General features: G+C 59.6%; 24 protein-coding genes. 12 read left to right on the top strand and 12 right to left on the bottom strand.

Features of this window, described 5'->3' with window-relative positions:
* Positions 1 to 114: 114 nt before the first annotated feature.
* The 4 genes from D8U73_RS09780 to emhA all read right to left on the bottom strand — a co-directional run bounded on the left by D8U73_RS09780 (position 115) and on the right by emhA (position 7,587).
* Positions 115 to 1,374: an OprD family porin gene (locus D8U73_RS09780; RefSeq protein WP_130904354.1), complete on the bottom strand. Its 1,260-nt coding sequence runs from the start codon at positions 1,372 to 1,374 to the stop codon at positions 115 to 117.
* Between the two features lie 430 nt (positions 1,375 to 1,804).
* Positions 1,805 to 3,265: an efflux RND transporter outer membrane subunit EmhC gene (emhC, locus tag D8U73_RS09775; RefSeq protein ID WP_130904353.1), complete on the bottom strand. Its 1,461-nt coding sequence runs from the start codon at positions 3,263 to 3,265 to the stop codon at positions 1,805 to 1,807.
* Complete coding sequence (emhB, locus tag D8U73_RS09770; RefSeq protein ID WP_130904352.1) at positions 3,265 to 6,426, bottom strand: efflux RND transporter permease subunit EmhB; 3,162 nt, start codon at positions 6,424 to 6,426, stop codon at positions 3,265 to 3,267. The genes emhC and emhB overlap by 1 nt, the downstream gene beginning before the upstream one ends.
* A gap of 3 nt (positions 6,427 to 6,429) precedes the next feature.
* Complete coding sequence (gene emhA / locus D8U73_RS09765) at positions 6,430 to 7,587, bottom strand: efflux RND transporter periplasmic adaptor subunit EmhA (protein WP_056856091.1); 1,158 nt, start codon at positions 7,585 to 7,587, stop codon at positions 6,430 to 6,432.
* Between the two features lie 266 nt (positions 7,588 to 7,853).
* Here emhA and emhR point away from each other — a divergent pair, with 266 nt between their 5' ends.
* A complete protein-coding gene (gene emhR, locus D8U73_RS09760) occupies positions 7,854 to 8,486 on the top strand; it encodes an efflux system transcriptional repressor EmhR (protein ID WP_056856090.1) in 633 nt (210 codons plus the stop codon).
* A 169-nt stretch (positions 8,487 to 8,655) separates the two neighbouring features.
* Here the strand turns inward: emhR and D8U73_RS09755 are convergent, their stop codons facing one another.
* The gene (locus D8U73_RS09755; RefSeq protein ID WP_056856089.1) at positions 8,656 to 9,690 is read right to left on the bottom strand and encodes a sensor domain-containing diguanylate cyclase; all 1,035 of its coding nucleotides are present in this window, start codon (positions 9,688 to 9,690) and stop codon (positions 8,656 to 8,658) included.
* Positions 9,691 to 9,950: 260 nt separating this feature from the next.
* On the opposite strand from D8U73_RS09755, the gene D8U73_RS09750 reads away from it, so the two are divergent.
* Complete coding sequence (locus D8U73_RS09750; RefSeq protein WP_056856306.1) at positions 9,951 to 10,199, top strand: hypothetical protein; 249 nt, start codon at positions 9,951 to 9,953, stop codon at positions 10,197 to 10,199.
* 140 nt (positions 10,200 to 10,339) lie between these two features.
* On the opposite strand, the gene D8U73_RS09745 is transcribed toward D8U73_RS09750, so the two are convergent.
* From D8U73_RS09745 to D8U73_RS09725, 5 genes are all read right to left on the bottom strand, one after another.
* Entirely contained in the window at positions 10,340 to 10,780 is a 441-nt protein-coding gene (locus D8U73_RS09745) for a hypothetical protein (RefSeq protein ID WP_130904351.1), read from the bottom strand.
* 50 nt (positions 10,781 to 10,830) lie between these two features.
* A complete protein-coding gene (locus D8U73_RS09740) occupies positions 10,831 to 11,904 on the bottom strand; it encodes a hypothetical protein (protein ID WP_130904350.1) in 1,074 nt (357 codons plus the stop codon).
* Between the two features lie 206 nt (positions 11,905 to 12,110).
* Positions 12,111 to 13,160 carry an alkene reductase gene (locus D8U73_RS09735; protein WP_056856086.1) on the bottom strand — a complete coding sequence of 350 codons (1,050 nt, stop codon included), beginning with the start codon at positions 13,158 to 13,160 and terminating at the stop codon, positions 12,111 to 12,113.
* A gap of 21 nt (positions 13,161 to 13,181) precedes the next feature.
* The gene (locus D8U73_RS09730) at positions 13,182 to 14,348 is read right to left on the bottom strand and encodes an MFS transporter (protein WP_056856085.1); all 1,167 of its coding nucleotides are present in this window, start codon (positions 14,346 to 14,348) and stop codon (positions 13,182 to 13,184) included.
* A 28-nt stretch (positions 14,349 to 14,376) separates the two neighbouring features.
* Positions 14,377 to 14,679 carry a metalloregulator ArsR/SmtB family transcription factor gene (locus D8U73_RS09725; protein WP_130904349.1) on the bottom strand — a complete coding sequence of 101 codons (303 nt, stop codon included), beginning with the start codon at positions 14,677 to 14,679 and terminating at the stop codon, positions 14,377 to 14,379.
* Positions 14,680 to 14,848: 169 nt separating this feature from the next.
* On the opposite strand from D8U73_RS09725, the gene D8U73_RS09720 reads away from it, so the two are divergent.
* Complete coding sequence (locus D8U73_RS09720) at positions 14,849 to 15,418, top strand: ACP phosphodiesterase (RefSeq protein WP_130904348.1); 570 nt, start codon at positions 14,849 to 14,851, stop codon at positions 15,416 to 15,418.
* A 108-nt stretch (positions 15,419 to 15,526) separates the two neighbouring features.
* Here D8U73_RS09720 and D8U73_RS09715 read toward each other — a convergent pair whose 3' ends face one another.
* The gene (locus D8U73_RS09715; RefSeq protein ID WP_056856083.1) at positions 15,527 to 16,321 is read right to left on the bottom strand and encodes a lysophospholipid acyltransferase family protein; all 795 of its coding nucleotides are present in this window, start codon (positions 16,319 to 16,321) and stop codon (positions 15,527 to 15,529) included.
* Positions 16,321 to 17,076: an L-ornithine N(alpha)-acyltransferase gene (olsB, locus tag D8U73_RS09710; RefSeq protein ID WP_056856082.1), complete on the bottom strand. Its 756-nt coding sequence runs from the start codon at positions 17,074 to 17,076 to the stop codon at positions 16,321 to 16,323. The genes D8U73_RS09715 and olsB overlap by 1 nt, the downstream gene beginning before the upstream one ends.
* 155 nt (positions 17,077 to 17,231) lie before the next feature.
* Between olsB and D8U73_RS09705 the strand changes: the two genes are divergently transcribed.
* The 9 genes from D8U73_RS09705 to D8U73_RS09665 all read left to right on the top strand — a co-directional run bounded on the left by D8U73_RS09705 (position 17,232) and on the right by D8U73_RS09665 (position 26,732).
* A complete protein-coding gene (locus D8U73_RS09705; RefSeq protein ID WP_130904347.1) occupies positions 17,232 to 18,110 on the top strand; it encodes an acyl-CoA dehydrogenase family protein in 879 nt (292 codons plus the stop codon).
* A 163-nt stretch (positions 18,111 to 18,273) separates the two neighbouring features.
* A complete protein-coding gene (locus tag D8U73_RS09700) occupies positions 18,274 to 19,368 on the top strand; it encodes a serine hydrolase (protein ID WP_130904346.1) in 1,095 nt (364 codons plus the stop codon).
* Positions 19,365 to 19,688, top strand: a complete 324-nt coding sequence (locus D8U73_RS09695; RefSeq protein WP_056856079.1) for a hypothetical protein — start codon at positions 19,365 to 19,367, stop codon at positions 19,686 to 19,688. The genes D8U73_RS09700 and D8U73_RS09695 overlap by 4 nt, the downstream gene beginning before the upstream one ends.
* Positions 19,689 to 20,022: 334 nt before the next feature.
* On the top strand, positions 20,023 to 21,198 hold the full coding sequence (locus tag D8U73_RS09690; protein ID WP_056856078.1) for a M20 aminoacylase family protein: 1,176 nt from the start codon (positions 20,023 to 20,025) through the stop codon (positions 21,196 to 21,198).
* 81 nt (positions 21,199 to 21,279) lie between these two features.
* Positions 21,280 to 22,590, top strand: coding sequence for a citrate-proton symporter (locus tag D8U73_RS09685; RefSeq protein ID WP_130904345.1), 1,311 nt, complete (start codon positions 21,280 to 21,282; stop codon positions 22,588 to 22,590).
* Positions 22,587 to 24,035, top strand: a complete 1,449-nt coding sequence (locus tag D8U73_RS09680; protein WP_269083304.1) for an amidase — start codon at positions 22,587 to 22,589, stop codon at positions 24,033 to 24,035. Before D8U73_RS09685 ends, D8U73_RS09680 begins: the two co-directional genes overlap by 4 nt.
* 73 nt (positions 24,036 to 24,108) lie before the next feature.
* Entirely contained in the window at positions 24,109 to 24,879 is a 771-nt protein-coding gene (locus tag D8U73_RS09675; protein ID WP_056856076.1) for an IclR family transcriptional regulator, read from the top strand.
* Positions 24,880 to 24,982: 103 nt separating this feature from the next.
* Entirely contained in the window at positions 24,983 to 25,573 is a 591-nt protein-coding gene (locus tag D8U73_RS09670) for a YceI family protein (RefSeq protein WP_130904344.1), read from the top strand.
* 1 nt (position 25,574) lies between these two features.
* Positions 25,575 to 26,732 (top strand): phosphatidylserine/phosphatidylglycerophosphate/cardiolipin synthase family protein, encoded by a 1,158-nt coding sequence (locus D8U73_RS09665; RefSeq protein ID WP_056856074.1) that lies wholly within the window; start codon positions 25,575 to 25,577, stop codon positions 26,730 to 26,732.
* Positions 26,733 to 26,844 lie beyond the last annotated feature (112 nt).

Below are 26,844 nucleotides of genomic sequence, written 5' to 3'. Positions count from 1 at the left end.
CCACGCTCTGCGTGGGAACGCCTCAACGGACGCTCCGCGTTCGGCTTTGGACGGGACGCGGAGCGTCCCTGGCTGCATTCCCACGCAGAGCATGGGAACGATCGGTGATGAGGTTTAGAGCAGGCTGATCGGATAGCTGACGATCAGGCGGTTTTCATCGAACTCGTTGTTGCTGTAATCCCGGCGCATGGTCGAGTTGCGCCATTTCAGGTTCAGGTCTTTCAGTGCGCCGCTTTGCACGGTGTAGCCCAGTTCACTTTCACGACCCCATTCCTTGCCATCGGTGACCGTGCCGGTGTGCACGTTGTCGCCGCTGATGTAGCGGTTCATCAACGTCAAGCCCGGAACGCCGAGAGCAACGAAGTTGTAATCGTGGCGCACCTGCCAGGATTTCTCACGAGCGTTGTCATAGCTGGAGTTGTAGCTGTCGTTGGCCAGGGTCCCGCCGCTGGTGCCGTTGACTCGCATCCAGGGACTGTCACCCGTGAGTTTTTGCAGGCCGACGTAGAAGGTGTGGCCGCCGTACTTGGCTGAGAGCAGGCCGTACATTGTTTTGTTGTCCAGCTCGCCGGCCCGGGCACTGCCATCGTCCTTGCCATGGAAGAATCCGAGGTTGGCGCCCAGCGTCCAATCACCCAACGGTTGGCTGTGGGTCAGGTTGATGAACTGCTGGCTGTAGATATCCTTGAGTTCGGCGTTCCACAGACCGATCTGCGTGCGTTTTTCATTGAACAGGTATTCGCCACCCTGGAAGTTGAAGCGGTCGGAGGTGAACGCCGCTTTGCCGGTCATCGACATGTCGTCCATGCTGCTGTCATCGCGGGGGCTGTTCTGGCGGAACTGGCCGCCGTAGAGCGTCAGGCCATTGATCTCCTTCGACGTGATCTGACCGCCACGGAAGGTTTGCGGCAGCGAACGCCCATCGTCCGAACGCAGGATCGGCAATACCGGCATCCATTCGCCTACCTTGACTTCGGTCTGCGACAGCTTGGCCTTGAATGCGACGTTGGTGCGGCCGAAGTTGTCCGCCGGGCGACCGTCGCTGTCCAGCGGCAGCAGTTGCGTACCGCCAGTGCCTTTGCCGCCATCGAGCTTCACCGAGTACAACCCCAGCACATCCATGCCAAACCCGACGGTGCCTTGGGTGAACCCGGACTTGGCGTCGAGAATGAAACTTTGCGTCCATTCTTCAGCCTTGCCTTGAGCCTTGGTCGGGTTGGTGAAGTTACGGTTGATGTAGAAGTTGCGCAGGTTCAGGTTGACCTTGGCGCCTTCGACAAACCCCGCTTCTTCGGCGCAGGCGGGCAGGGCGGCACTGGCGAGGGCGGCGGCGATCAGACTGGGAACAAAGTACTGCGCGGTGGAAGAGGTCATGGGCTGGGGCTCTCTAATTTTTGTAGACAAAGCGGGTGTGATGCCGCAACCAGGGGTTGCAGACGAATAGTGCAAATCAGGGGCGAACGAACCGGGATCAGCCGGACGGGACAGGGCGCGGGGGCATGGCATCGAACCTGTTGTTATTGGTTTTGTGGCTCGGATGGTGCGGGGAATGTACTGGGTGGTTCAATCTTGGAAAGCAGGTTCTGGGCGATAATCGAACATAAGATTAACAGTCGTTTTTGTATTGTTTTTTGCGGTCCTCATCGCTGGCAAGCCAGCTCCCACAAGGTCATGGTCGCCCACAAAAATTGTGCACGGGACGCACAAGGTGGAAGCCGGCTTGCCAGCGATGAAGTCAGCACAACCTTTCCCGCCGCCAACACGAAGCCCACCAATCGGTGGGCTTCGTGTTTTCACAGCGCTATCAGAACAACTTCAACTTCGGCGCTTCTTCTTTCAACGGCTCGTTCTTCGCCGTCTGTTCGTTCCAGCCACCGCCCAGGGCCTTGTACAGGTTGACCTGGCTGATCAGCTGCGCCAGCCGATCGGTAATCAGTGACTGTTCAGAGTTGAACAGCTGACGCTGAGCATCGAGGAACGTCAGGTTGCTGTCGACACCGATGCGATAACGCCGCTCGGCCAGACGGTAGTAGTCCTGGTTGGCACTGACCAGATTACGCTGCGCCTGTACCTGGTCGGTGTAGGTGCCGCGTGCGGCCAAACCGTCGGCGACTTCCTGGAAGGCCGTTTGAATGGACTTCTCGTAGTTCGCCACGCCGATGTCTTTCTGGATTTTCGAGTAGTCCAGACTGGCACGCAGGCTGCCGGCATTGAAGATCGGCAGATTGATCTGCGGCTGGAACAGCCAGGTGCCCGAGCCGCCCTTGAACAGACCGGACAGGTCCGGGCTCAGGGTCCCGGCGTTGGCGGTCAGGCTGATGCTCGGAAAGAACGCTGCGCGTGCGGCGCCAATGTTGGCGTTGGCCGCTTTCAGGTTGTATTCGGCCTGGAGGATGTCCGGACGACGTTGCAGCAGGTCCGACGGCAGGCCGGCCGGTACTTCGGCCAACAGGTCCTCATTCAACGGTTTGGCCGCTGGCAGGTTGGCTGGAATGCCGGTGCCGAGCAGCAGTACCAGGCTGTTTTCATCCTGGGCGACCTGGCGCGTGTAACGGGCCAATTGCGCACGGGCGTTCTCCACCGAAGTCCGCGACTGCGCCAGGTCCAGCGCCGAAGCGACCCCCACTTCATTGCTGCGCGCGGTGAGTTTGTAGCTCTCCTCGAACGCGGCGAGGGTGTCCTGGGTGACTTTGAGCAGTTCCTTGTCGGCCTGCCAGGTCAGATAGGCATTGGCCACGCTGGCCACCAGGCTGATCTGTGTACTGCGACGGCCTTCTTCAGTTGCGAAGTAACGCTGCAGCGCTTCTTCGTTCAGGCTGCGAATACGGCCAAACAGGTCGAGTTCATAGGCGCTGATGCCGACGGTGGCCGAGTAGGAACTGCTGATGCCCGCTTCACCGGTCTGCGATGCATCGGCCGGAAGCCGCTGACGGTTGCCGGTGCCATTGGCCGACACAGCCGGGAACAGGTCGGCGCGGGAGATGCGGTATTGAGCCGCAAACGCGTCGATGTTCAGCGCCGCGACACGCAGGTCACGGTTGTTTTCCAGAGAAACCTGAATCAATTGCTGCAATGCCGGGTCACGAAAAAACTGCTTCCAGCCCTGCTCGGCAGCGGCCTGTGCCGGTGCCTGGGCCGGCGAATACGCCGGCCCTTGAGGGTATTGGCCCGCCACCGGAGCATTCGGTTGCTGATAATCAGGTATCAGCGAGCAGCCACCGAGCACGAAGGCGGCGACTGCCAGGGAGAGTAGCGACTTGCTCATTAGCCAGCCTCTTTAGGAGTTTCAGGTGCGTCTTGCTCGTCGACGTTTTTACGCTGACCCATAGCCGACACAGTGACGAAGAACAGTGGGACCCAGAAGATCGCCAGTACGGTTGCGGTGATCATACCGCCAATCACCCCGGTACCGATGGCATGCTGGCTACCCGAGCCTGCGCCCGTGGAGATCGCCAGGGGGACTACACCAAGAACGAAGGCGAGCGAGGTCATGATGATCGGTCGCAGACGCATCCGGCAGGCTTCGATAGCCGCCTCGCGCAGGCTGCGTCCCTGTTCGTGCAATTCCTTGGCGAATTCGACGATCAGAATGGCGTTTTTCGCCGCCAGACCGATGGTCGTCAACAAGCCCACCTGGAAGTACACGTCGTTGGACAAGCCGCGCAGGCTGGTGGCCATCAGCGCACCGATGATCCCCAGCGGCACCACCAGCATCACCGCGATCGGAATCGACCAGCTTTCATACAACGCCGCCAGACACAGGAACACCATCAGCAGCGACAGGGCGTACAGCGCTGGCGCTTGCGAGCCGGACAAACGTTCCTCGTACGACAGGCCGGTCCAGGAAATACCGACACCGGCCGGCAGTTTCTTGGCGATGGCTTCGACTTCGGCCATGGCTTCACCGGTGGAGTAGCCCGGAGCCGGGGCACCGAGGATTTCCATCGCTTCCACACCGTTGTAACGGGCCAGTTTCGGCGAACCGTAGATCCATTCGCCCTTGGCGAACGCCGAGAACGGAACCATGGTGCCGACGCTGTTGCGTACGTACCATTTCTTCAGGTCTTCGGGGCTCATGCGCGCGCCCGGCTGGCCTTGCACGTAAACCTTCTTCACTCGACCGCGGTCGATGAAGTCGTTGACGTAGCTACTACCCAGGGCGATCGACAGCGTGTTGTTGATGTCCGCGATGGTAATGCCCAGGGCACTGGCCTTCTCGTCATCGATTTCCAGCTGATACTGCGGCTCGTCGTTCAGGCCGTTCGGACGGACCTGCGTCAGAATCTTGCTTTGCGCCGCCATACCGAGGAACTGGTTGCGCGCTTCCATCAATTTTTCGTGACCGATACCGGCGCGGTCCTGCAGGAACACGTCGAAACCGGTGGCGTTACCCAGTTCCAGTACCGCTGGCGGGGCGAAGGCGAACACCATCGCGTCACGGAAGGTGAAGAAGTGCTGTTGGGCACGGGCCGCCACCTTGAACACGCTGTTGTCGGCGTTACGCTCGTCCCAAGGGCGGAGCATGATGAACGCCATACCGGAGCTTTGGCCACGGCCGGCGAAGTTGAAGCCGGTCACGGTAAACACCGAGTTCACCGCATCGCCTTCACCGCCGTCCTTGCTCGGGCGCAGCAGGAATTCGCGCATTTGGTCCACGACCACTTGGGTACGCTGGGAGGTCGAACCGGCCGGCGTCTGTACCTGGGCGAACAATACGCCTTGGTCTTCTTCAGGCAGAAATGCCGTTGGAATGCGGGTGAACAGCCAGATCATGCCGACGACGATGATCAGGTACGCCAGCAGATACGGCGCCTTGTGCGTAAGCATGTTGCCCACGCCGCGCTCGTAGCTTTTGACGCCACGGTCGAAGTTGCGGTTGAACCAGCCGAAGAAGCCGCGTTTGGGCGTGTGATGCTCGCCTTTGCGAATCGGCTTGAGCATGGTGGCGCAGAGCGCCGGAGTGAAAATCAGTGCAACCAGTACCGACAGGGCCATGGCCGAGACGATGGTGATCGAGAACTGCTTGTAGATCACACCGGTGGAACCGCTGAAGAACGCCATCGGCAGCAGTACCGCCGACAGTACCAGGGCGATACCCACCAGGGCGCCCTGGATCTGCCCCATGGATTTCTTGGTGGCTTCCTTGGGCGACAGGCCTTCTTCGCTCATTACCCGTTCGACGTTTTCCACCACGACGATGGCATCGTCCACCAGCAAGCCGATGGCCAGCACCATACCGAACATGGTCAGGGTGTTGATGCTGAAACCGGCTGCCGCGAGGATCCCGAACGTACCCAGCAACACCACCGGAACGGTCATGGTAGTGATGATGGTGGCGCGGAAGTTCTGCAGGAACAGGAACATCACCAGGAACACCAGCGCTACCGCTTCAACCAGGGTGTGAACCACGCCCTTGATCGACTCGGTCACCACCGGCGTGGTGTCGTACGGGAACACCACTTCCATGCCTTGCGGGAAGAACGGCTTGAGGCTGTCAATGGTGGTGCGCAGTGCCTTGGCGGTATCCAGCGCGTTGGCGCCTGTGGCCAGTTTCACCGCCAGACCGGAAGCCGGAGCGCCGTTGAACTGGGCGTTGATGCTGTAGTTCTCACCACCCAGACCGACCTCGGCGACATCATTGAGGCGAACCTGAGAACCGTCCTTGTTGACCTTGAGCAGGATCTTGTCGAATTGCTCGGCGGTCTGCAGGCGGGTCTTGCCGATGATCGTCGCGTTCAGCTGGGTGCCGGGCAGGGCAGGCAAGCCGCCCAGTTGACCGGAAGACACCTGTACGTTTTGGGCGGCGATGGCGGTCTTGACGTCGATCGGGGTCAGGTTGAAGTTGTTCAACTTGGCCGGGTCGAGCCAGATACGCATGGCGTACTGCGAACCGAACACCTGGAAGTCACCGACACCGGCGGTCCGCGAGATCGGGTCCTGCATGTTCGACACGATGTAGTTGGACAGGTCGTCCTTGGTCATGCTGCCGTCACGCGACACCACGCCGATCACCAACAGGAAGTTCTTCACGGCCTTGGTTACGCGGATACCCTGTTGCTGCACTTCTTGCGGCAGCAGCGGGGTGGCCAGGTTCAGCTTGTTCTGGACCTGGACCTGCGCGGTATCGGAGTTGGTGCCTTGCTCGAAGGTCGCGGTGATGGTCATGGTGCCGTCGGAGTTACTTTCCGACGATACATAACGCAAGTTGTCGATACCGTTGAGCTGCTGCTCGATCACCTGAACCACGGTGTCCTGCACGGTTTGCGCGGAGGCACCCGGGTAGGCCACGGAGATAGCGATAGCGGGCGGCGCAATGCTCGGGTATTGGTTGATCGGCAGTTTGAGGATCGACAGTGCCCCGACCAACATGATCACCAGGGCAATTACCCAAGCGAAAATCGGACGGTCGATAAAAAATTTCGACATGGTTTACTCCCCTTTGCCGCCAGCGGCTTTGTTAGCTGCCTGTGCGGGGGCCGGGTTCTTTGCGGTTACGTTGGTCGCCTCGCTGGCTTTGACTTCGACGCCAGGCTTGACGTATTGCAGGCCTTCGGTGATCAGCCGATCACCGGCTTTCAGGCCGTCTTCGATCAGCCATTGGTTGCCGACGGTACGGCTGGCCTTGAGCTGGCGCAGTTCAACCTTGTTGTCCGGGCCGACGACCATCGCGGTCGGTGTGCCTTTGAGGTCGCGGGTCACGCCTTGCTGCGGGGCCAGAATCGCCGCGCTGTTCACACCGGCCTGCAACTGGGCGTGCACGAACATGCCTGGCAGCAGCGTGTGGTCAGGGTTGGGGAACACCGCGCGCAGGGTCACGGAACCGGTGGTCTGGTCAACCGAGACTTCGGAGAATTCCAGCTTACCGTCGAGTTTGTACTGGCTGCCGTCCTCGAGAGTCAGCTTGACCTTGGCCGAGTTATCGCCGGCCTTTTGCAGGCGACCGCTTTCCAGTTCACGGCGCAGCTCAAGCAATTCGACCGAGGATTGGGTGACGTCGACGTAGATCGGGTCGAGTTGCTGGATCACGGCCATTGCTTCGACCTGGGCATTGCTGACCAGTGCGCCCTCGGTCACCGAAGAGCGACCGATACGGCCGGTCAGCGGTGCATAGACCTTGGTGTAGCGCACATTGATTTGCGCCGATTGCAGCGCAGCTTCCGATTGCAGGCGATTGGCCACGGCGGTGTCGTATTCCTGACGGCTCACGGCTTGCTCGTCGACCAATTGCTTGTAGCGATCGGAGATCGATTTGGTCGAACGCAGGTTGGCTTCGGCGCTTTTCAGGGTCGCTTCGTAGACCGACGGATCGATCTGGTACAGCTGCTGGCCGGCCTTGACGTCGCTGCCTTCCTTGAACAGACGCTTGAGAATGATGCCATTGACCTGCGGGCGCACTTCAGCAATGCGGAACGCACTGGTGCGGCCGGGCAGTTCGGAGGTCAGCGTAAACGTTTGCGGTTGCAGGGTGACAACGCCGACCTGAGGCGGTGGTGCGGCCGGCGCCGCTTCTTCCTTTTTGCATCCGCTGAGCAGCGATGCCAGGGCGACGGCGGCGACCAGAGCGGTGAGAGCTGGCTTGAATTGCATGAAAATCCTCGGGTCAGGCGCGTAAAAAACGCACAAGAAAAGATGAAAGGTAAAAAGTGGGTTCCGGGTGGATAAGTAGCATGCTAAGGAATATACTTACGTTCACGGCTGTTTGTAAATACCTTGGCGGTGTATCTTCGCCGTTACAGCAGCCATCGAAAGGTTGGAATTGTAGGCCCGGGGACGATACCCAAGAGCGATCGCCCCACTTTTATTCAGCTGATATTCAGACATCGCTGAAGCATCCTGATTGAGGTTGTACTGCCATGGTCCGTCGTACCAAAGAGGAAGCTCAAGAAACCCGCGCCCAGATACTCGAGGCGGCTGAAAAAGCCTTTTACGAGCGGGGCGTGGCCCGTACGACCCTGGCGGATATCGCCACCCTCGCCGGAGTCACTCGTGGGGCCATCTATTGGCATTTCAGTAACAAGGCCGATCTGGTGCAGGCCATGCTCGACAGCCTGCACGAACCACTGGATGAGTTGGCCAAAGCCGCGGAGAGTGAAGACGAGCCCGATCCACTGGGCTGTATGCGGCGGCTGTTGATCCATTTGTTTCATGAAGTTGCACTGGACCCCAAGACCCGGCGCATCAACGAAATTCTGTTCCATAAGTGTGAATTCACCGATGAAATGTGCGACCTGCGTCAGCAGCGCCGAACGGCCAGCCTCGAATGCAACACGCGCATCGGTCTGACCCTGCGTAATGCGGTCAACCGTGGGCAATTGCCGGAAGACCTCGATACCGTTCGCGCTGCCATCAGTATTCATGCCTGGATCGACGGCCTGCTTTATCAGTGGTTGCTGGCACCGGACAGCTTCCAGCTGCACACCGAGGCCGAGCGTTGGGTCGACATCGCGTTGGACACACTGCGTTTGAGTCCCAGCCTGCGCAAGTGAAACAACATGCTAATCGGTGCCGCGTGTGTCAACGGTCAAGGCCGCAAATGAACAGTTCTTCACGCGCACGGCGGCAGACGGGTGCTTTTATATACGCCCGCTCGCCGCGGTGACAGATAGTCGGCGCGGTAATTTGTAGGAATTTTGTGTCGCTTGTGTGGGCGAGCGCCTATATCCCTTGACGGTTTCGTTGCTGTTTCACCTTGTACATCTCGCCGTCTGCCAGTTTGATGGCCTCGTCCACTGTCAAGCTGCCCGGTATCACTGCCACTACCCCAACGCTTGCGCCGCTGTAGTCAACCTCACCAAAACCGTGGCCCAGCTCATATTTCCCTTTTGTCGCTTTGGACAGGCGGTCCTGCAGCAACCCGGCCGCGTGTTCCCTGTCTTTTGCCGGGTCCGAGTGTTCAGAGGGCGTGCCCAGGGCAATCACGATGAATTCATCACCTCCAGTCCGCCCGATGATGTCGCTGATTCTGAGGCCATGCTGCAATCGGGCGGCCACGCCGCGCAGTAGCTGGTCTCCTGCCAAGTGACCGTGGGTATCGTTGATGAGCTTGAACCCATCCAGATCGATGACACCCAAAAGTATGTACTTGTTCTCACGCTGGGCCAGGGCGAACAGGCGCTCGGCATCGTTGAGAACGGCGCGTCGATTGGACAGGCCGGTGAGTGGGTCTGTCAGTGCCAGATTGGTCAACTCGACGTTGGCGGCCTGGAGTTGCTTAACCAGCTGCTCACGTTCAAGGGAATATCCGAGCAACCCTGAAAGCAGCTTCAGCAAGGGCTCCACTTCAGAACGACGAGGCACCTGGTTTGAGCTGGCGGCACACACCGTCCCCAACACTTGCCCATCCTGGGACCTGATCGGCGCGCTTACATACGTACTGATACCCAACGCCGCGGCGGCCTGCGAGTCGCCCCAACATTCGGCAACGTTATCCGAGTACATGCGATTCTCGTCCAGCGCCCGCTTGCACAAAGTATCTGCCCAAGGCACCACCAGCCCTTCCGGAATCACCATGTCACCGACGTTGCGTGCAAACTCGATGCGCTGGACGCCCTCGTCGGTATCAATGGTCGTCAGGTAGGTCGACTCCATACCGGTGACTTGACTGAGCAGAGTGAGCAAGGGGCGCGTCAGTTGCTCCAGGGTTCGGGCATTGGGAATGGTATCGGAGAGAAGGGAAAGAACCTGATCCATTTTTTGGGAGGCCGATAGCTGAGTGGTATTCCATTATCGACTGGTTGGCGGATTACTGAACATTGCAGGGGCCGGATAAGGAGGGCGAGAAGGCTGAGCTGAAGGTCCCGGTGCCTGGTGTGGACAGGTACCTGTGGCGCTTCAACCTAAGCCCTTCTCGAGGCATCAAATAAATGGAACCGCGTTTGGACGCGCTCGCCTAATGATCAGCCTGTGGAAATTCCCGCAGGCAAGGTGCCAATACCGGCATGCTTCGAGAGGTGGTCAACGTGGCTAAAGACGAGAAGAAAAGCAAAGGTGACACTTCAAAAGCCAGCAAGGACTTGAAGGACAAAAAATCAACATCGACCAAGAAATCAGCGGCAGCGTCGGCGCTTTCGAAATCGTCCGAAAAGAAGGACAAGAAAAAAGATGCCGAACCAAAGAAGTCTGCAAAGAAAGCAGATAGCAAGCCAGAAAAAACCAAGAAATCTGCGAAGTCAGAAACGTCGACGAAGAAGAAAAAGTGACACCCATCCTCTGCCAGGGCTTTATGCCCTGGCTTCGAGGGGGCAACCGGAAGTATTAGGTCGCCGTGCGGAAAAGGTGTCGGTTATTCTGGAGCCAAAGGTGCTTTTTAGTTCTTTTTTGTTTGTCAACTTTTTAGTTTTTATGTCGACAGGATAGTGGCTGACATCGAGTAACTGTAAGGGTGTTGGGTTTCTTTCTTGATTAAACTGGAAGCCGTCAAAACAGGTATATCTCCTATCGACTTCGCGTCATGTTCCCATACCAGCTTTAGTATCGGAGCTAAAGGGCTGATGTTTGAGTGATAAAAGTACTTGAGGCTGCTCGCGAATTCTACCGTTTGACTATAGTTGGTGTAGGTGGCCTGAAAAGTAAACAGGCTTTGCATGTTGTATTGTCTGATTGCTGGATTGAGATGCGCAGGGATGGACGCTTCAAGCGTCACTGGAGTGCTGCTGTAAGGCATCAATTTTGCCGGGCATTCAGGCGGAGCATCCTCGAAAGTTGTATCGTCGCGCCAAAAAATTGATGAAGTGTTGTTGGTGATGATTACGCTGAAGACAAGCTTTTTTGAGACGTCCATGTCTTGGTTTTCCTGTGTGGAATATTTGGGTTGGCTTGGAGCGTTGGTGTTTATTCGACTCGGATATCTACCAGATAGCTATAAGGCGCTTCGGTCAGTGAGTTATTCAATGTAGACGTGCAGCTTACGTGAGTGGCGCCAATTGAAATGGCTTCATGATTCCAGGTTTTGAGGTGCGTTGGATCACCCGGTGTAATGTCTGTATTGATTCGAAAGACTTTGTCTCCCTTTTCATTGCTGAAGGTAAAAAACTTGTGTGCACGTGTACCGGCAGAGTTGGACACGGTTTTCTCGCAGAAGTAGATAATCGTTTTGGGTTTCAGGGATTTTGCAATGGGGTGTAAATGCCGTGGGTGGACGTTGCTGTCGATGAGCTCAAACCTTTCGGAAGTTTCGTTGGTAATAAAAAATACTGTAGTGGTGGTGTTCTTGTCCGCGTCGTCCTGACTGCGAAATATGGCATCTTTGAAAAGATCAACATACATCCCCAAAAAGGGATAGGTTCCAGCTGATGAGCTGTGTTCCATATTGTCCAGGTAAGTCTGTTCTGCCAGTTCGATGGCGTCCAGGTCGGCCTGTAATGCATTTGCGATCAGGGTTCCGGGCTGTTCCTTTCCGATATGCACATCCAGCCAGTAACTATGGGGCGCTTGAGGGTCATGATCTCTCAATTGAGATGAGCAGTGCAGGAATTCTCGGCCTGTGGAGCGTGCTTGATGCTCCCAGACCGGCGTTCGGGTGGGAGCAATGAAGCCGAACGAGGACTTCACCAGCAGATGTGTATCAAGACGACATTGCTTGCCGCCTGCTGCGTACGTCAAGAATTTCTTGATAAAGATGTTGTCACCGGGCCGTGTCGCCCCGAGTCTGTTGTGGTCAAAAACATTCTGTGCGCCCATCACTGCGATGGAGTAGGGCGGGATATCGCATTCGGACAAATCTTCGATTTCGAAGTCCGTCTCGATAAGCTGGATTGTTTCATTGGTGTTGTTCTGGATGTAAACAAGCAATTCTATCGAGTTTTTACCCTGGTTGAATTCCTTCCATTGAGTGTTCTTTCGTTCTTCGTAGATGGCTTTGAGCTTTTCTTCTTTCAGAAGCATTGATTCTTGTGCATAGTCCATTGCTGTTTCTCTCCATTGAAAACAATGTGGTGTGTCGATGGGGCAATAATGATTTTTTGTGATTGGGCTGGCAAATGTTAAAGCTGGATATTGTTTGCTGAGTGTGTAAATGCTTGGCACTAATTATTGTTGTTAACGAATGGTGAGAAACAAAAAAAGCCCCAACTCTTTCAAGTCGGGGCTTTTTGCATTTCTACAGCTGAAGATTACAGCGTTGGATAGTCGATATAACCAACCGGGCCTTTGGCGTAGAACAGTTCAGGACGCGCTTCGTTCAGTGGCGCATCGGCTTTCAAACGCGCCGGCAGGTCCGGGTTGGCGATGAACGGCACGCCGAAGGCGACGGCGTCGGCTTTACCGGCGGCCAGCCAGGCGTTGGCGCTGTCCTTGGTGAAGCGTTCGTTGATGATGTACGGGCCGCCGAAGGCTTCCTTGATTTGAGGGCCGAGGCTGTCGGCGCCTTCTTTCTCGCGCGAGCAAATGAAGGCGATGCCACGCTTGCCCAGTTCGCGAGCGACGTAGGTGAAGGTTTCGGCCAGGTTGTCGTCGCCCATGTCATGGGAATCGGCACGTGGCGCGAGGTGCACGCCGACGCGGCCGGCGCCCCAGACTTCGATTGCGGCATCGGTCACTTCCAGCAGCAGGCGCGCACGGTTTTCCACCGAGCCGCCGTAGTTGTCGGTGCGCTGGTTGGTGCTGCTTTGCAGGAACTGGTCCAGCAGGTAACCGTTGGCGCCGTGGATTTCCACGCCGTCGAAGCCTGCGGCCTTGGCGTTTTCGGCACCGGTGCGGTAGGCGTCGACGATGTCGGCGATTTCAGCGGTTTCCAGGGCACGCGGGGTTGGGTAGTCGGCCAGTGGGCGAACCAGGCTGACATGACCTTTAGGCTGGATGGCGCTCGGTGCAACCGGGGCTTCGCCGTTCAGGTACGACGGGTGCGAAATACGACCGACGTGCCACAGTTGCAGGAAGATCTTGCCGCCCGCGCCATGGATTGCTTTAGTCACGTTGGCCCAGCCACGCACCTGATCGTTGGACCAGATACCCGGGGTGTCCGGGTAGCCGACGCCCATTGGCGTGACCGAAGTCGCTTCGCTGAGGATCAGGCCGGCGGAGGCGCGTTGTACGTAGTATTCGGCCATCAGCGCGTTCGGCACGCGGCCTTCGTCAGCGCGGCAGCGGGTCAGCGGCGCCATGATGATGCGGTTGGACAGTTCGAGGTCGCCCAGTTTGATCGGATCGAAAATAGTCGTCATTTAATCGCTCTCTTTTGAAGATCAGTTAGTAGCAGGAGCCAGTTCGGGATTGCCGTTCTGACGGAAAGTAATCAGGGTCACCAGCAGGGCGAGCACCGCCAGCGCTGCGGCTGCGAGCGGCACGCTGGTCAGGCCGAAGCCGTGGGCAATCACGCTGCCACCGACCCAGGCGCCCAAGGCGTTACCGACGTTGAATGCGCCGATGTTGAGGGTCGAGACCAGGTTCGGCGCGGCTTTGCCGTAGGTCACCACGTTGACCTGCAGGGCAGGCACGGCGGCAAAACACGCGGTGGCCCAAAGGAACAGGGTGATTTCGGTCGGGATCACGGCGACGCTGGTCCAGGTCAGCACGGTCGACACCACGGCCATGGCGATGAAAACGCCGATCAGCGTGGCGGCCAGGCCTTTGTCGGCCATCTTGCCGCCGATGATGTTGCCGAGGGTCAGGCCCAGGCCGATGAGCATCAGGCTCCAGGTCACGCCCCGGGGCGAAACGCCAGTGACTTCGCCCAACAGCGGCGCGACATAGGTGAACAGGGTAAACACCGACGCGGCGAACAGCGCGGTCATGCTCAGGGACAACCAGATGCCGGCGCCTTTGAGGGCTCGCAGTTCGGCGCGCATGTCGAGTTTTTCTTCATCACGCTTGGCCGGCAGGAAACGGATCAGGCCGATCAGCGCGATCACACCAATCACGGTCACGGCCCAGAAGGTCGAACGCCAGCCGGCTTCCTGGCCCAGAGCGGTGCCCAGGGGTACGCCGAGCACGTTGGCCAGGGTCAGGCCGGTGAACATCAGGGCCACGGCCGATGCGCGTTTGTTCGCAGGCACCAGGCCAGCAGCTACCACCGAACCGATGCCGAAGAACGCACCGTGACACAGCGCCGTGACCACGCGGGCAAACATCAGCACGTTGTAGTCACTGGCCACTGCGCAGAGCAGGTTGCCGATGATGAAAATGCCCATCAACGCCACCAATGCAGCCTTGCGCGGCAGTTTGGCGGTGGCCAGGGCCATGAATGGCGCACCGATGGCCACGCCCAGGGCATAACCGGTCACCAGCCAGCCGGCGCCGGGGATCGACACACCGAGGTCGGCCGCCACATCAGGCAGCAAGCCCATGATGACGAACTCGGTGGTGCCGATGGCGAAGGCGCTCAAGGCCAGGATGAGTAGCGAAAGGGGCATCGTCTGAATCCTTTTTTCTGACTTGGCGTCAGAGCTCTTTGCTGAAGATTTTGAGGAACTCCTGAATGGTTTCCTCGTTGCGTTTGAAAAAGTGCCATTGGCCGACTTTGCGGCTGCTGATCAGGCCGGCGCGTTGCAGAGTCGCCAGGTGCGCGGAGACCGTGGACTGCGACAGGCCGCAACGTTGATCGATCTGCCCGGCGCAAACGCCGTGCTCGTTGCTATGGGACTGGTCTGGAAATTCGACGGTCGGGTCTTTGAGCCAGTGCAGGATGTCTCTGCGGACCGGGTGCGCCAGGGCTTTTATTATTTCGTCGAGGTCAAGGTTCATGGTTGGGGGCTCGTGATCAGTAAAACGCTATATCGCGATGAAGCGAACTTTAAATCGGTATTTCGCGATATACCAATATGATTTCGATCTGACGACCGAATAAATCGGTATATCGGGTTATAACGATATGCTGGGTGTAGATACCGGAGCGCGGTGCTAAGCTGCGCCCATGAACTATCTCGCACATCTTCACCTCGGTGGCCAGCGTCCCGGTCAATTGCTCGGCAGTCTGTATGGCGATTTTGTCAAAGGCAGGCTGCAAGGGCAGTTCGAACCCGAGATCGAGGCCGCTATCCAGCTGCATCGCAGCATCGACGTATTTACTGATCGTCATCCGTTAGTGGATGCCGCGTTGTCGCGCTTTTCCCTGACGCGTCGCCGCTATGCCGGGATCGTGCTCGACGTATTTTTCGATCATTGCCTGGCGCGGGACTGGAAGCTGTATGCCGACCGGCCACTGGAGCTGTTCACTTCGGATGTGTATCGGGTGCTGTCCCGTGAACGACAACTGCCGGAGCGCCTGGCGAAGATTGCCCCGCACATGGTGGCCAATGACTGGCTGGGTTCGTATCGGGAGTTCGAAGTGCTGGAACAGGTGCTGCGGGGGATTTCCCGGCGCTTGACCCGGCCTGAAGAGCTGGCGGCCGCGATGCAGGAATTACGGATGTTGTACGAGCCGTTGAGCGAAGATTTCCGGTTGTTCTATCCGCAGTTGCAGGATTTTGCGCAGAACCGCTGACACAACCCCCTGTAGGAGCAAAGCTTGTTCGCGATGAACGATAACGGGGTCATCAGTCAAATCGCGTCGATCCCATCGCGAGCAAGCTTTGCTCCTACAGAAAAGTGCTTACGCGGCGATCAATTCGCCGGCACGACGCGGTTCAGCAGGTTTCACCACATCACCAAACAACGCCTTCTGCACCGCTTGCTGCGCCTCGAACGCCAGTGCCGCACGCTCGCGACCTTCGCAGACGATTGGCTTGAGCAAGTGGATCTCGACAGCGCCGCGGTCATTGGCAAACAAGCGCATCAAGTGCGAGAGCAAGTCATCATCGCCAATGAAAGGTGCAAGCGTATCGAGTTCACCGTCACGCACATAACGAATCGCCACCGGCTGCAATGCCACGTCCGAATCGATGGCGGCGGACAGCAGCCGCCCGTGGAACGTGCGCAGGGAGCGGCCATCGGTGGTGGTGCCTTCCGGGAACATCAGCAACGGATGCGCATGCTGCAGATGACGGGTCATCTGTTTGCGGATCAACTGGCTGTCACCCGAACCACGGCGGATGAACAGGCTGCCGGCCTTTGCCGCCAACCAACCGGCCACAGGCCAGGTACGCACTTCGGCCTTGGACAGGAACGACAGCGGCGTGAGCATGCCCAGCAACGGGATGTCAGTCCAGGACACATGATTGCTGACCCACAGCATCGGCGCTGTCGGCAATTGACCGTGGACCGTCACGTCGAAGGGCAGGGCGTTGCTCAAGCGTGCCATGAAAAATCGCGACCAGCGCTGACGACGTTCCATCGAATGGGCCAGGCCCAAGCGTTCGAACACGCCGAACACACTGGCCATGCTCAGCCCCAGCGCCACCACCAGCAACACTCGCGCGATTCGCGCGTACACCCGCAGCCGGCTCATTACACCGCCGCCTTGAAGTGTTTGGCGTAGCGCGGGCAGAGTTCGTCGCGCTTGAGCAGGATGAACACGTCGGCAACCTGGAAGTCTTCGTCCCAGCACGGCTCGCCGCAGATCTTCGCGCCCAGGCGCATGTAGGCCTTGAGCAGCGGTGGCATCTCAGCGATTACGTTGGAGGGAATATCCAGGGTCGGCAGCGGTTTTTTCGGTTCGGCGCGCAGGTGTTCGGTGCACAGGTAACGTTCCCGCAGACGCTGCATGATCGCGTGGGCCTGGATACCGCCATCCTGCATCGGGATGCTGGCGCAACCCATCAGGTAGCTGTAACCGCCCTGGTTCAGCACTTCGGCCAGTTCGCCCCAGAGCACGGCGATGGTGCCGCCGTTGCGGTAGGCCGGGTCGACGCAGGTACGGCCGATCTCCAGGATCGGGCCTTGCAGATGGACCAGGCCATGCAGGCTGAATTCTTCTTCGCTATAGAACTTGCCCAGGCTGCTGGCGGCGGTGTGGTCGAGCAAGCGGGTGGTCGCCACCAGTCGCCCGGTGTTCAGGTCACGCACGCCGATATGGGCGCAGTGAACATCATAGTCATCCATGTCCAGACCCAGTTCCGCGCCTTTGAGCTTGGCGTTGAACTCGCCGCTGAACACGTTGAAACGCAAGGCCTGAGCTTCCTGCAAAGCCTCGGCGCCTATCAGACGTTCGGCTTGCAGGCGGCGTTCGTTGCCGGTATCGCTGATGCGGGCGATCTGAGTCATGGCGAATCTCCGTGCGGGCTGCTCACCCGTCTTTGGGTTACAGCGGATCGACTTTCTTTATCCAGCCTTGTTGTGCAAAGTCAGGCTATGTAGCCCCGGTGTCATCGCCATGAAGCTTTGGTGATGCTTATATGACAGCCCACAAGGAGCCTCTTATGCCCTGGCAAACCCTGTTGAAACGCCGTGATCGCTTGCCCGCCAACCCCGACCTGGGAGAAGGGTTCACGACCTTGTTAGATCACCTGGGCGCCGTTTCCCCATTCGAGTTGGCGGTGGCGGGCGGACGTTTGATGGCAACACCGGGACTGGCATTTCTGGTGGGCTATCAAGCGGCACTGCGCATGCTTTGGCCGAGCGCGCCGTTGAGCCTCGGAGCCTTGTGCGCCACCGAACAGCGCAGCCTGCGCCCGGCGGACATGCAAACCCGCCTGAGCGGTTTGCGCCTGAGCGGGCGCAAGGATTTCGTCACCGCCGGCGATGCCGCCGACTGGCTGCTGATCGCCGCCCGCAGCGAGCCACCTGGCGACGAGCCGCGTCTGAGTCTGGCGGTGGTTTATCCGGATGAGCCGGGCGTGCGTGTGGAAAAGCTGCCGCCGCTCCCGTTGATGCCGGAGATCAGCCACGGCCGTTTATTCTTGGAAAACGCGCTGTGCGAATTGCTCGCCGGGGATGGCTGGGACGCTTACGTCAAACCGTTCCGCACCCTGGAAGATGTCTATGTGTTGAGCGCCATGACGGCGTGGCTGTATGGCGTCGGGCAGGACTGTGACTGGCCGCAGAGCTTGCAATTACGATTGTTGGCGTTATTGGCCGGGTGTGCGGAAACCAGCCGTCAGGCGCCGAGTCATGCGGCCGGGCACGTGTTGCTCGGCGGGTTGTTTGCGCAGTTCGAGGCGCTCAAGGTTGAGGTAAATGAAGCACTGGCCGATGGGCCAGCGGAATGGGCGGCGATGTGGCAGAGGGATCAAGCGGTGATGGATCTGGCGGCGGGGGCCAGGGGTAAGCGGCTGGCCAAGGCATTGGCGGCGATCTGACGGGCCTCATCGCGGGCAAGCCCGCTCCCACAAGTCTTGTATTCGCCAGCGGTTCCTGTGGGAGCGGGCTTGCCCGCGATGGCAATCTTCCAGGCATCACAAATCCCGGAACTGTCATCAACCTCGACTAGGCTCAGCGGGTTCGTTCCCAAGAGCCCCCGCCATGTTCAAAGGCTTGTCCCTGATTTTTCTGTTGTTGCTCGGCCTATCGGCTCAAGCCGAAAACTGGCCCGCCGAGCAATGGTCCAGCGGTCCGGCGATGAATGGCCCAGCACTTGAGGCGCTGGAAAACTATGCCTTCCCACTGCGCGATGACAGCACCCGAAAAGGCCTGCGCACCGATGCCTTGCTGGTGATCCGCGATGGCCAGTTGATCTACGAACGCTACGCCGGGCCGACCACCTCCGAGACGCCGCACCTGACCTGGTCCATCAGCAAAAGCCTGATGGCCACGGTACTGGGCGTGGCGTACGGCGAAGGCCTGTTCAAGCTCCAGGACCCGGTGCAGAGGTTTTATCCGCCCCTGAAAAAACACCCGGACACGAGCATGGCCGACCTGTTGCACTGGGCCTCAGGCATTGACTGGCAGGAAGACTACGAATACGCACCGTTGAAATCTTCGGTGGTGGCGATGCTCTACACCCGAGGTCACGCGGACATGGCCGCGTTCACTGCCGATCATGGCCGGTACGCGGCGCCAGGCCAGACGTTTCGCTATTCCAGCGGCGACAGCAATCTGTTGTCCACCGCGCTGAAAAGCATCGTCGGTGCTAATCGCTATGCGGACTTTCCATGGACAGCCTTGTTCGAGCCACTGGGTATTCGCCACGCCATTTGGGAAACCGACGCCAGCGGCACGTTCGTCGCGTCTTCTTACGCCTACCTGACCGCGCGGGATCTGGCGCGAGTCGGCTTGCTGATGGCCCGCGACGGTCGTTGGGGCGACAGACAATTGCTGCCCAGGGATTGGGTCGCCTTCAACCGCGAGCCGTTCGCCAATTATCACGCGCATCAGGACGAAACCGTTCCCGGTGGCCATTGGTGGCTCAATCGTGCAGCAGACGGAGCGGCACAACCCTGGCCCGATGCGCCCGTCGATACGTTCGCGGCGCTGGGCCATTGGGGCCAGGCGATGTACGTGATTCCGAGCGAAAAACTGGTGATCGTGCGTTACGGCGATGACCGCGACGGCAGCTATCGTCACAACGAATTGCTCAAGCTCGCACTGAAGGCCGTTGCCGGGAAGGTGCAACCATGAGCGGTTTTATCCGGCGCCGGCCGATCAGTTCGTTGCTTCTGGTCCTGCTGCTCGCCTTGCTGGGCTGGATCTGGCACGAGCGTGTGGCTCTGTGGGCATTCCCCGACATCATCAGCGCCTACACCGCGAAGGAATATTGCTCGTGCCGGTACGTGATGAACAACGACGCCGGTTATTGCCGTGGTTATGTGAAGCAGTGGCTGCCCACCAGCGGGTTTACCGATGACACCCTCGACAAGCGCGTCACCGTCAGCGGTATGGGCCGCAGCAACAGCGCCGCGTGGATCGGCGAACGCCAGGGTTGCCGCTTATCGCCCTGAATGTGGCGATGCTTTTTGTGGCGAGGGAGCTTGCTCCCGCTCGGCTGCGCAGCAGTCGTAAAGTCAGCAACCTCGGTATGTCAGATACAACACGGTTGAGGTGCTAGCGCCGCTCTTCGCAGCGCAGCGGGAGCAAGCTCCCTCGCCACAAGGTTTTGCATTGGTCATCAAAGCTTTTTCCCCTCAGGTTCCACTCTGTGGAACCACATTCGATTGTCCTCGTGCGCGACTCGCGGTTATCTGGCGGTGAGCCCCTGCCTTTGATGCGTCTCGCGCTCCACAAAAGAACAGCGAACAACAAGAACGGGAATTCACTCGGCCTGAGGAAATCGTCATGACTCGACATCAGCACATCCTTGCCTGGCTCAGCGACGTGGCCAGCGACCTGCACGCCACCCGCCAGGACATCCATGCCCACCCCGAACTCGGTTTCGAGGAAAACCGCACCTCGGCGCTGGTGGCCAAATCCTTGGTTGACTGGGGCTACGAGGTTCACACCGGGATCGGCAAGACCGGCGTGGTCGGTGTCCTGCGCAACGGCAACAGCTCGCGCAAACTGGGATTGCGCGCCGACATGGATGCGCTGCCGATCATCGAGAACACCGGCGCCACCTACAGCAGTCAGCATCAGGGCTGCATGCACGCTTGCGGGCATGACGGCCACACCACCATGTTGTTGGGCGCCGCGCGTTATCTGGCGGCGACCCGGCAGTTCGACGGCACCCTGACCCTGATTTTCCAGCCGGCCGAAGAAGGCCAGGGTGGTGCCGAGGCCATGCTCGCCGATGGCCTGCTCGAACGTTTCCCCTGCGATGCGCTGTTCGGCATGCACAACATGCCGGGTCTGCCTGCCGGACATTTGGGCTTTCGTGAAGGGCCGATGATGGCGTCGCAGGACTTGCTCACCGTAACCATCGAAGGCGTCGGCGGACATGGTTCGATGCCGCATCTGGCGGTCGACCCATTGGTGGCGGCAGCCAGCGTGGTCATGGCTTTGCAGACGGTGGTGGCGCGCAACATCGATGCGCAGCAAGCGGCAGTGGTCACGGTCGGTGCGTTGCAGGCCGGGGAGGCCGCCAACGTGATACCGCAGCAGGCGATCCTGCGCCTGAGCCTGCGCGCACTCAATGCACAAGTGCGTGAACAGACCCTCGAACGGGTGCGCGCGATCATCGAATCCCAGGCCAGGAGTTTTGGTTGCAGTTCACGCATCGAGCATCGTCCGGCCTATCCGGTGCTGGTCAACCACGCCAACGAAACCGAATTCGCCCGTCAGGTCGCTGTCGAGTTGCTCGGCGCCGATGCGGTGGACGGCAACACGCCAAAACTCATGGGCAGCGAAGACTTCGCCTGGATGCTCCAGCGTTGCCCGGGCGCCTACCTGTTTATCGGCAATGGCGTATCGCGGCCGATGGTGCACAACCCCGCGTATGATTTTAACGACGACATCCTGCTGACCGGCGCGGCGTATTGGGGCGCGCTGACCGAGAGCTGGCTCAAGCCGGCCTGATTTCCTCACTTTCTACTGCCGCTGGACCGGGCGCGCGCCGTCGTGCCCGCCGTTACCCATCAGGTTTTTGGAGAGTTGCCCATGCACACTTCGAGCACAGGCGTTTCGCGCACCCGGCAGGTGGTCGCCGCCGTTGTCGGCAACGCACTGGAATGGTATGACTTCATCGTTTACGGCTTTCTGGCGAGCATCATCGCCCGGCAATTTTTCCCGTCCGAGGATGAGTACGCCTCGCTGCTGATGGCGCTGGCGACCTTCGGCGTCGGCTTTTTCATGCGCCCGGTGGGTGGCATTCTGCTGGGCATGTATTCGGATCGCAAAGGACGCAAGGCGGCGATGCAGATGATCATCCGCCTGATGACCGTGTCCATCGCGCTGATCGCCTTTGCACCCAACTACGCCGCCATCGGCATGGGGGCGCCGCTGTTGATCGTGGTCGCAAGGATGCTGCAAGGCTTCGCCACGGGTGGCGAGTACGCCAGTGCCACGGCGTTCCTGGTGGAGAGCGCACCGGCGCACCGCAAGGGTTTGTATGGCTCGTGGCAATTGGTCGGGCAATGCCTGGCGGTGTTTTCCGGGGCCGGCATGGTGGCGTTGTTCACCCATTTGCTGACCCCCGAGGCACTGGACAGTTGGGGCTGGCGCATTCCGTTCATCATCGGCTTGCTGATCGGCCCGGTCGGGCTGTGGATTCGCAAGCACATGGAAGAACCGGAGGAGTTTCTTGAGGCGCGCAAACAGGCCAAGGGCGCCAGTCCAAGCTTGCTGCAAGTGATCCGCGAACACCGCCGCGCCATTCTTGTATCGATGGGCCTGGCGTGTGGTGCGACTGTGTCGTTCTACGTGGTCCTGGTGAACATGCCGACCTTCGCTCACAAGAATCTCGGCTTGCCGCTGGACCAGGTGCTGCTGGTGCAGATGCTGGCCGTGGCGTTGATGACCGTGGTCATTCCATTGTCCGGCGCATTGTCGGATCGCCTCGGCCGACGCCCGGTTTTGATGGCCTTCACCCTGGCGTTTTTCCTGATGGTCTATCCGTTGTACGTGTGGGTGGCGGCAGCCCCCTCCATCGAGCGCTTGCTGGTGATGCAACTGTTGCTGTGCAGTTCGATCGGCGGCTTTTTCGGCCCGGCGCCGACCGCACTGGCCGAGCAGTTTCCGATTGAAGTGCGCTCTACCGGGGTATCGGTGGCCTACAACGTTGCGGTCATGGTCTTCGGCGGTTTCGCGCCGCTGATCGTCACCTGGCTGAGCAAAGTCCTGGCGACGCCGGTGGCGCCATCGTTCTATGTGTTGTTCGCTTGCCTGCTGACGCTATTGGGCACTTACTGCATGCAGGAAGCACCACGGGCAAAGCGATCTGTCGAACTCAACCTTGAGGTGAAGCCTTGAGCATCAATCCGATTGTAGAAATGGACGCCGCTACGCTGTCCCGGGCCATCCACGGGCGGCTGGTGTCTTGCCGTGAAGTGATGCAAGCGTATCTGGCGCAGATCGAGCGCTTCAATCCGCAGGTCAATGCGCTGGTGTCGCTGCGAGCGGACGATGAACTGCTGAGCGAAGCCGACGCCTGCGACCGGCAGCTGGATCAAGGCCAGTCCCGTGGCTGGATGCACGGCATGCCGCAAGCGGTCAAAGACCTGGCCGCCACCGCCGGGTTGCGCACCACCATGGGCTCGCCACTGTTCGCCGAACAGGTCCCGCAACACGATGCCATCAGTGTTGCGCGGGTACGCGACAGTGGCGCAATCATCATCGGCAAGAGCAACGTTCCGGAGTTCGGCCTCGGCTCGCAAACCTACAACAGCGTATTCGGCACCACCACCAACGCCTACGACCCGACACGGGTCGCCGGTGGCAGCAGCGGCGGGGCGGCGGTGGCGCTGGCGTTGCGCATGCTGCCGGTGGCCGATGGCAGCGACATGATGGGCTCGCTGCGCAATCCGGCGGCGTTCAACAACGTCTTCGGTTTTCGTCCGTCCCAGGGGCGCGTGCCGTACGGTCCGGCGCCGGAGCTGTTCGTCCAGCAATTGGCCACCGAAGGGCCGATGGGCCGCACCGTTACCGATGTCGCTCGATTGCTCGGCACGCAGGCCGGCTACGACTCGCGCGCGCCATTGTCGCTGACTCAGGACCCGCAGGTTTTCCATCAGTCCCTGGCGCAGGATTTCAACGATGTTCGCGTCGGATGGCTGGGCGACTATAACGGTTACCTGCCGATGGACCCAGGCGTGATGAGCCTGTGCGAGTCGGCATTGCACGACTTTGCGGCACTGGGCTGCAAGGTTGAAGCCTGTCAGCCGGACTACGCCATGGAACGCCTGTGGCAAGCCTGGTTGACCCATCGCCATTGGCTGGTGCAAGGCAGCCTCGGTGCGTTGTACGCCGACCCACGCAAACGCGAGCAACTCAAACCCGAAGCGCAATGGGAAGTCGAAGGCGGACTGCGTCTGACGGCAGCGGATGTCTACCAGGCCTCGGTCAGTCGCAGCGACTGGTTTCGGGCCTTGAACGAATTGTTCGAACGTTACGATTTTCTGTTGCTGCCCACTGCTCAAGTGTTTCCTTTTGATGCACAAACACCGTGGCCGCGCGTCGTCGGCGGGCAGAGCATGGACACTTACCACCGCTGGATGGAGGTGGTCATCGGGCCGACGTTGGCCGGATTGCCGAGCATGAACGTGCCGGTGGGTTTCAACCCGGCCGGACTGCCGACGGGCCTGCAAATCATCGGCCCGGCCCAGGCTGACTTGGCGGTGCTGCAACTGGCGTATGCCCACGAGCAACTCACCCAATGGGTCAAGCGCCGACCGCCCGGTTGTCTGCAAAACTCTTGAGCCTGGCGGACAGGCCCGCATCTTGCTGTGCTTTGTAAAAGAGCAGCGATACGGGCTTAGGGAGTTCGAACCTATGGAGAGCAAGGCAGAAACCGGCAATGTACGTTCCGTCGAGCGCGCTCTGGCGATCGTCGAATTGCTGGGTGAGCATCAGGCGTTGGGGTTGGAGGAATTGCATTACCTGACGAGCCTGCCCAAGTCCACAGTGTCACGGATGTTGCTGACCCTGCAGGAGCAGGGCTGGATCTACCGCGGCTTGAGCGACCGGCGTTACCGCTTGTGCGCCAAGCGTCTGTATGGTGACAGCCAGCAGCGTTTCAAGCGGCGGCTGGTGGAAAACGCCGCGCCGCTGTTGCTGGAATTGAGCGAACGCACCGGGCTGGTGGCGGACTTGTCGTGTTTCGACGGCGAGCGGATCGAGGTCATGGAAAGCGCCATTCCGACGGTGCTACGCAAGCGTTATCCGAACAACTGCCAGATCGTCGGCCAGCACGCCAGCCTGTTTCATTCGGCCATGGGCCGGGCCTGCCTGGGAGAACTGGACAGCCATGAAGTAGAACGTCTGGCCGAGCGTGAGCGGTTGAATGACGACACGCTGTTCAACGCTTCGCAAACGGCGTTGCACCAGGGGTTCGGCCAGCGCACCGAAGGTTACTGGGAATACCCGGTGCGCCTGCCGTTCCTGATTCGAGCGGTGGCTTTACCGATCCGTACCGACGGCCGGCTGGTCGGCAGCATGGCGTTGCACTGGCCGATGGATCAGGCGCCGGTGGAACGGGTGCTGAGCCTGCACCTCAACAGCCTGGCCACGACCATTGGCGATGTGCAGCAGGCGATGGCCTGATTGGAACTTGTGGCTGTTTAGAGACTCAAGGCAACACATTTCTTGCAACCTGTGTCAGGCCGGTTAAGGTTCAGCACAGGTTTACTTGCCCCCACGAGTCTTTATGTCCAAGCGGTCAGTCACCCAAACCCTCGCTTCAGTGCTGTTGGCCGGCGCTTCGCTGTCAGCCCAGGCCAACTGGTATCTGGACGGCGAGTCCTCGCGGCTGTCATTCGTCAGCACCAAAAGCGCCAATGTTTCCGAAGTGCAGCGCTTTTTGGTGCTGCATGGCAAAGTCGATCCCAAAGGGCTGGCGCAGGTTGAAGTGGAACTGGATTCGATCAACAGCGGCATTCCGCTGCGTGATGAGCGCATGCGCAACAATCTGTTCGAGATCGATAAATTTCCCGAAGCATTGATCTCCACACAAATCGACCTGCGCCCGATCAACGACCTCGCCCCCGGCGCGCAACTGGAATTGCGTCTGCCGCTGACGGTCGACCTGCATGGCAAACAGCACACCTACAACGCCGAATTGCTGGCGACGCGCCTGGATGACCGGCGCTTCCAGGTGGTGACGCTGGAGCCGTTGGTGATCAACGCCGAAGACTTTGATCTGGCGCCGGGGCTGGAAGCACTGCGCAAGGTCGCCGGTTTATCGGCCATCAGTCTGTCGGTGCCGGTGGGTGCGGTGCTGATTTTCACGGCGCGCTGACATGGCCGGGGCAATTTTTCCGTGGCGTGAAGGCAACCGCTTCGAACTGCTGATCGACGGCCCGCAGTTTTTCCCGCGCATGCTGGTGGCGATAGCCCGTGCCGAGGAACAGGTCGAATTGGAGTTGTATCTGGTGGAGGCGGGCGCCTGTGCCGAGGCCATGGTGCAAGCGTTGGTCCAGGCTGCCGAGCGCGGTGTGCGGGTGCGTTGCCTGTTCGATGATTACGGCAGCCTCGCGTTCACCCTGACCTTGCGTCAGCGCCTGACGACGGCCGGCGTGGAATTGCGCTTCTACAATCGTCTGAACTGGCGGCGTTGGGTCGGTAACTTCTACCGTGATCACCGCAAGTTGCTGCTGGTGGATCAAAGCCTGGCTGTGGTCGGCGGCACGGGTGTCACCGATGAGTTCTGGACGCCGGGCGAGGACGTCAGTGAATGGCACGAAGTGATGGTGGAAATCACCGGCCCGCTGGTGCTCGACTGGCAACTGCTGTTCGATCGCCAATGGATCGCCAACCGTCATCGCCGCGCCTGGAAACCCGCGGCGCATTTCGGCTTGCCGCGTCTGCCCCGAGTGCCCGCCACAGGGGAGGGCATGGGCCGCGTCGCCTACGCCGACGCCCGTCAGCACCGCGACATTCTGCAATCCTTGACGCGCGCACTGAACAGCGGCCAGAAGCGTATCTGGCTGGCCACTCCGTACTTTCTGCCGACTTGGAAGGTCCGCCGCTCATTGCGTCGTGCCGCCGGCCGTGGCGTCGACGTGCGCCTGCTGCTGACCGGGCCACGTACCGATCACCCATCCGTGCGCTATGCCGGGCATCGCTACTACCCGCGGTTGCTCAAGGCCGGGGTGAAGATTTTCGAGTACCAGCCGTGCTTCCTGCACCTGAAAATGGTGTTGATCGACGATTGGGTGAGCATCGGCTCGTGCAACTTCGATCACTGGAATTTGCGCTTCAACCTGGAAGCCAACCTCGAAGCGCTCGACCCTGGACTGACCCGGGACGTGGCGGCGAGTTTCGAAAAGGATTTTGTCCTGAGCCAGCAAGTCAGCCTGGAAGAATGGCAGCGCCGTCCTCTCTGGAAGCGAATCAAGCAACGGGCCTGGGGATGGGTGGATCGGTTGGTGGTGAATCTGTTGGATCGAAGGGGCTGACCCCAATCTGAAGAACATCCTCCAGATCGTTCCCACGCCCTGCGTGGGAACGCCTCCAGGGACGCTCCGCGTCCAGTGACGCGGAGCGTCACGGGCTGCATTCCCACGCAGA

The sequence above is a fragment of the Pseudomonas sp. Sample_22 genome, from assembly GCF_004307635.1.
Lineage (GTDB): Bacteria > Pseudomonadota > Gammaproteobacteria > Pseudomonadales > Pseudomonadaceae > Aquipseudomonas.
The sequence above is the reverse complement of the archived record's forward strand: the minus strand, read 5'-3'. Positions and strand labels throughout refer to the sequence as shown.

Coding starts and splice junctions, on each gene's coding strand:
- D8U73_RS09720 (WP_130904348.1), top strand. CDS start 14,849: ATGAACTATCTCGCACATCTTCACCTCGGTGGCCAGCGTCCCGGTCAA.
- emhA (WP_056856091.1), bottom strand. CDS start 7,587: ATGCAATTCAAGCCAGCTCTCACCGCTCTGGTCGCCGCCGTCGCCCTG.
- D8U73_RS09745 (WP_130904351.1), bottom strand. CDS start 10,780: ATGGACGTCTCAAAAAAGCTTGTCTTCAGCGTAATCATCACCAACAAC.
- D8U73_RS09685 (WP_130904345.1), top strand. CDS start 21,280: ATGCACACTTCGAGCACAGGCGTTTCGCGCACCCGGCAGGTGGTCGCC.
- olsB (WP_056856082.1), bottom strand. CDS start 17,076: ATGACTCAGATCGCCCGCATCAGCGATACCGGCAACGAACGCCGCCTG.
- D8U73_RS09740 (WP_130904350.1), bottom strand. CDS start 11,904: ATGGACTATGCACAAGAATCAATGCTTCTGAAAGAAGAAAAGCTCAAA.
- D8U73_RS09695 (WP_056856079.1), top strand. CDS start 19,365: ATGAGCGGTTTTATCCGGCGCCGGCCGATCAGTTCGTTGCTTCTGGTC.
- emhB (WP_130904352.1), bottom strand. CDS start 6,426: ATGTCGAAATTTTTTATCGACCGTCCGATTTTCGCTTGGGTAATTGCC.
- D8U73_RS09670 (WP_130904344.1), top strand. CDS start 24,983: ATGTCCAAGCGGTCAGTCACCCAAACCCTCGCTTCAGTGCTGTTGGCC.
- D8U73_RS09690 (WP_056856078.1), top strand. CDS start 20,023: ATGACTCGACATCAGCACATCCTTGCCTGGCTCAGCGACGTGGCCAGC.
- D8U73_RS09675 (WP_056856076.1), top strand. CDS start 24,109: ATGGAGAGCAAGGCAGAAACCGGCAATGTACGTTCCGTCGAGCGCGCT.
- D8U73_RS09725 (WP_130904349.1), bottom strand. CDS start 14,679: ATGAACCTTGACCTCGACGAAATAATAAAAGCCCTGGCGCACCCGGTC.
- emhR (WP_056856090.1), top strand. CDS start 7,854: ATGGTCCGTCGTACCAAAGAGGAAGCTCAAGAAACCCGCGCCCAGATA.
- D8U73_RS09735 (WP_056856086.1), bottom strand. CDS start 13,160: ATGACGACTATTTTCGATCCGATCAAACTGGGCGACCTCGAACTGTCC.
- D8U73_RS09705 (WP_130904347.1), top strand. CDS start 17,232: ATGCCCTGGCAAACCCTGTTGAAACGCCGTGATCGCTTGCCCGCCAAC.
- D8U73_RS09730 (WP_056856085.1), bottom strand. CDS start 14,348: ATGCCCCTTTCGCTACTCATCCTGGCCTTGAGCGCCTTCGCCATCGGC.
- emhC (WP_130904353.1), bottom strand. CDS start 3,265: ATGAGCAAGTCGCTACTCTCCCTGGCAGTCGCCGCCTTCGTGCTCGGT.
- D8U73_RS09715 (WP_056856083.1), bottom strand. CDS start 16,321: ATGAGCCGGCTGCGGGTGTACGCGCGAATCGCGCGAGTGTTGCTGGTG.
- D8U73_RS09665 (WP_056856074.1), top strand. CDS start 25,575: ATGGCCGGGGCAATTTTTCCGTGGCGTGAAGGCAACCGCTTCGAACTG.
- D8U73_RS09780 (WP_130904354.1), bottom strand. CDS start 1,374: ATGACCTCTTCCACCGCGCAGTACTTTGTTCCCAGTCTGATCGCCGCC.
- D8U73_RS09755 (WP_056856089.1), bottom strand. CDS start 9,690: ATGGATCAGGTTCTTTCCCTTCTCTCCGATACCATTCCCAATGCCCGA.
- D8U73_RS09700 (WP_130904346.1), top strand. CDS start 18,274: ATGTTCAAAGGCTTGTCCCTGATTTTTCTGTTGTTGCTCGGCCTATCG.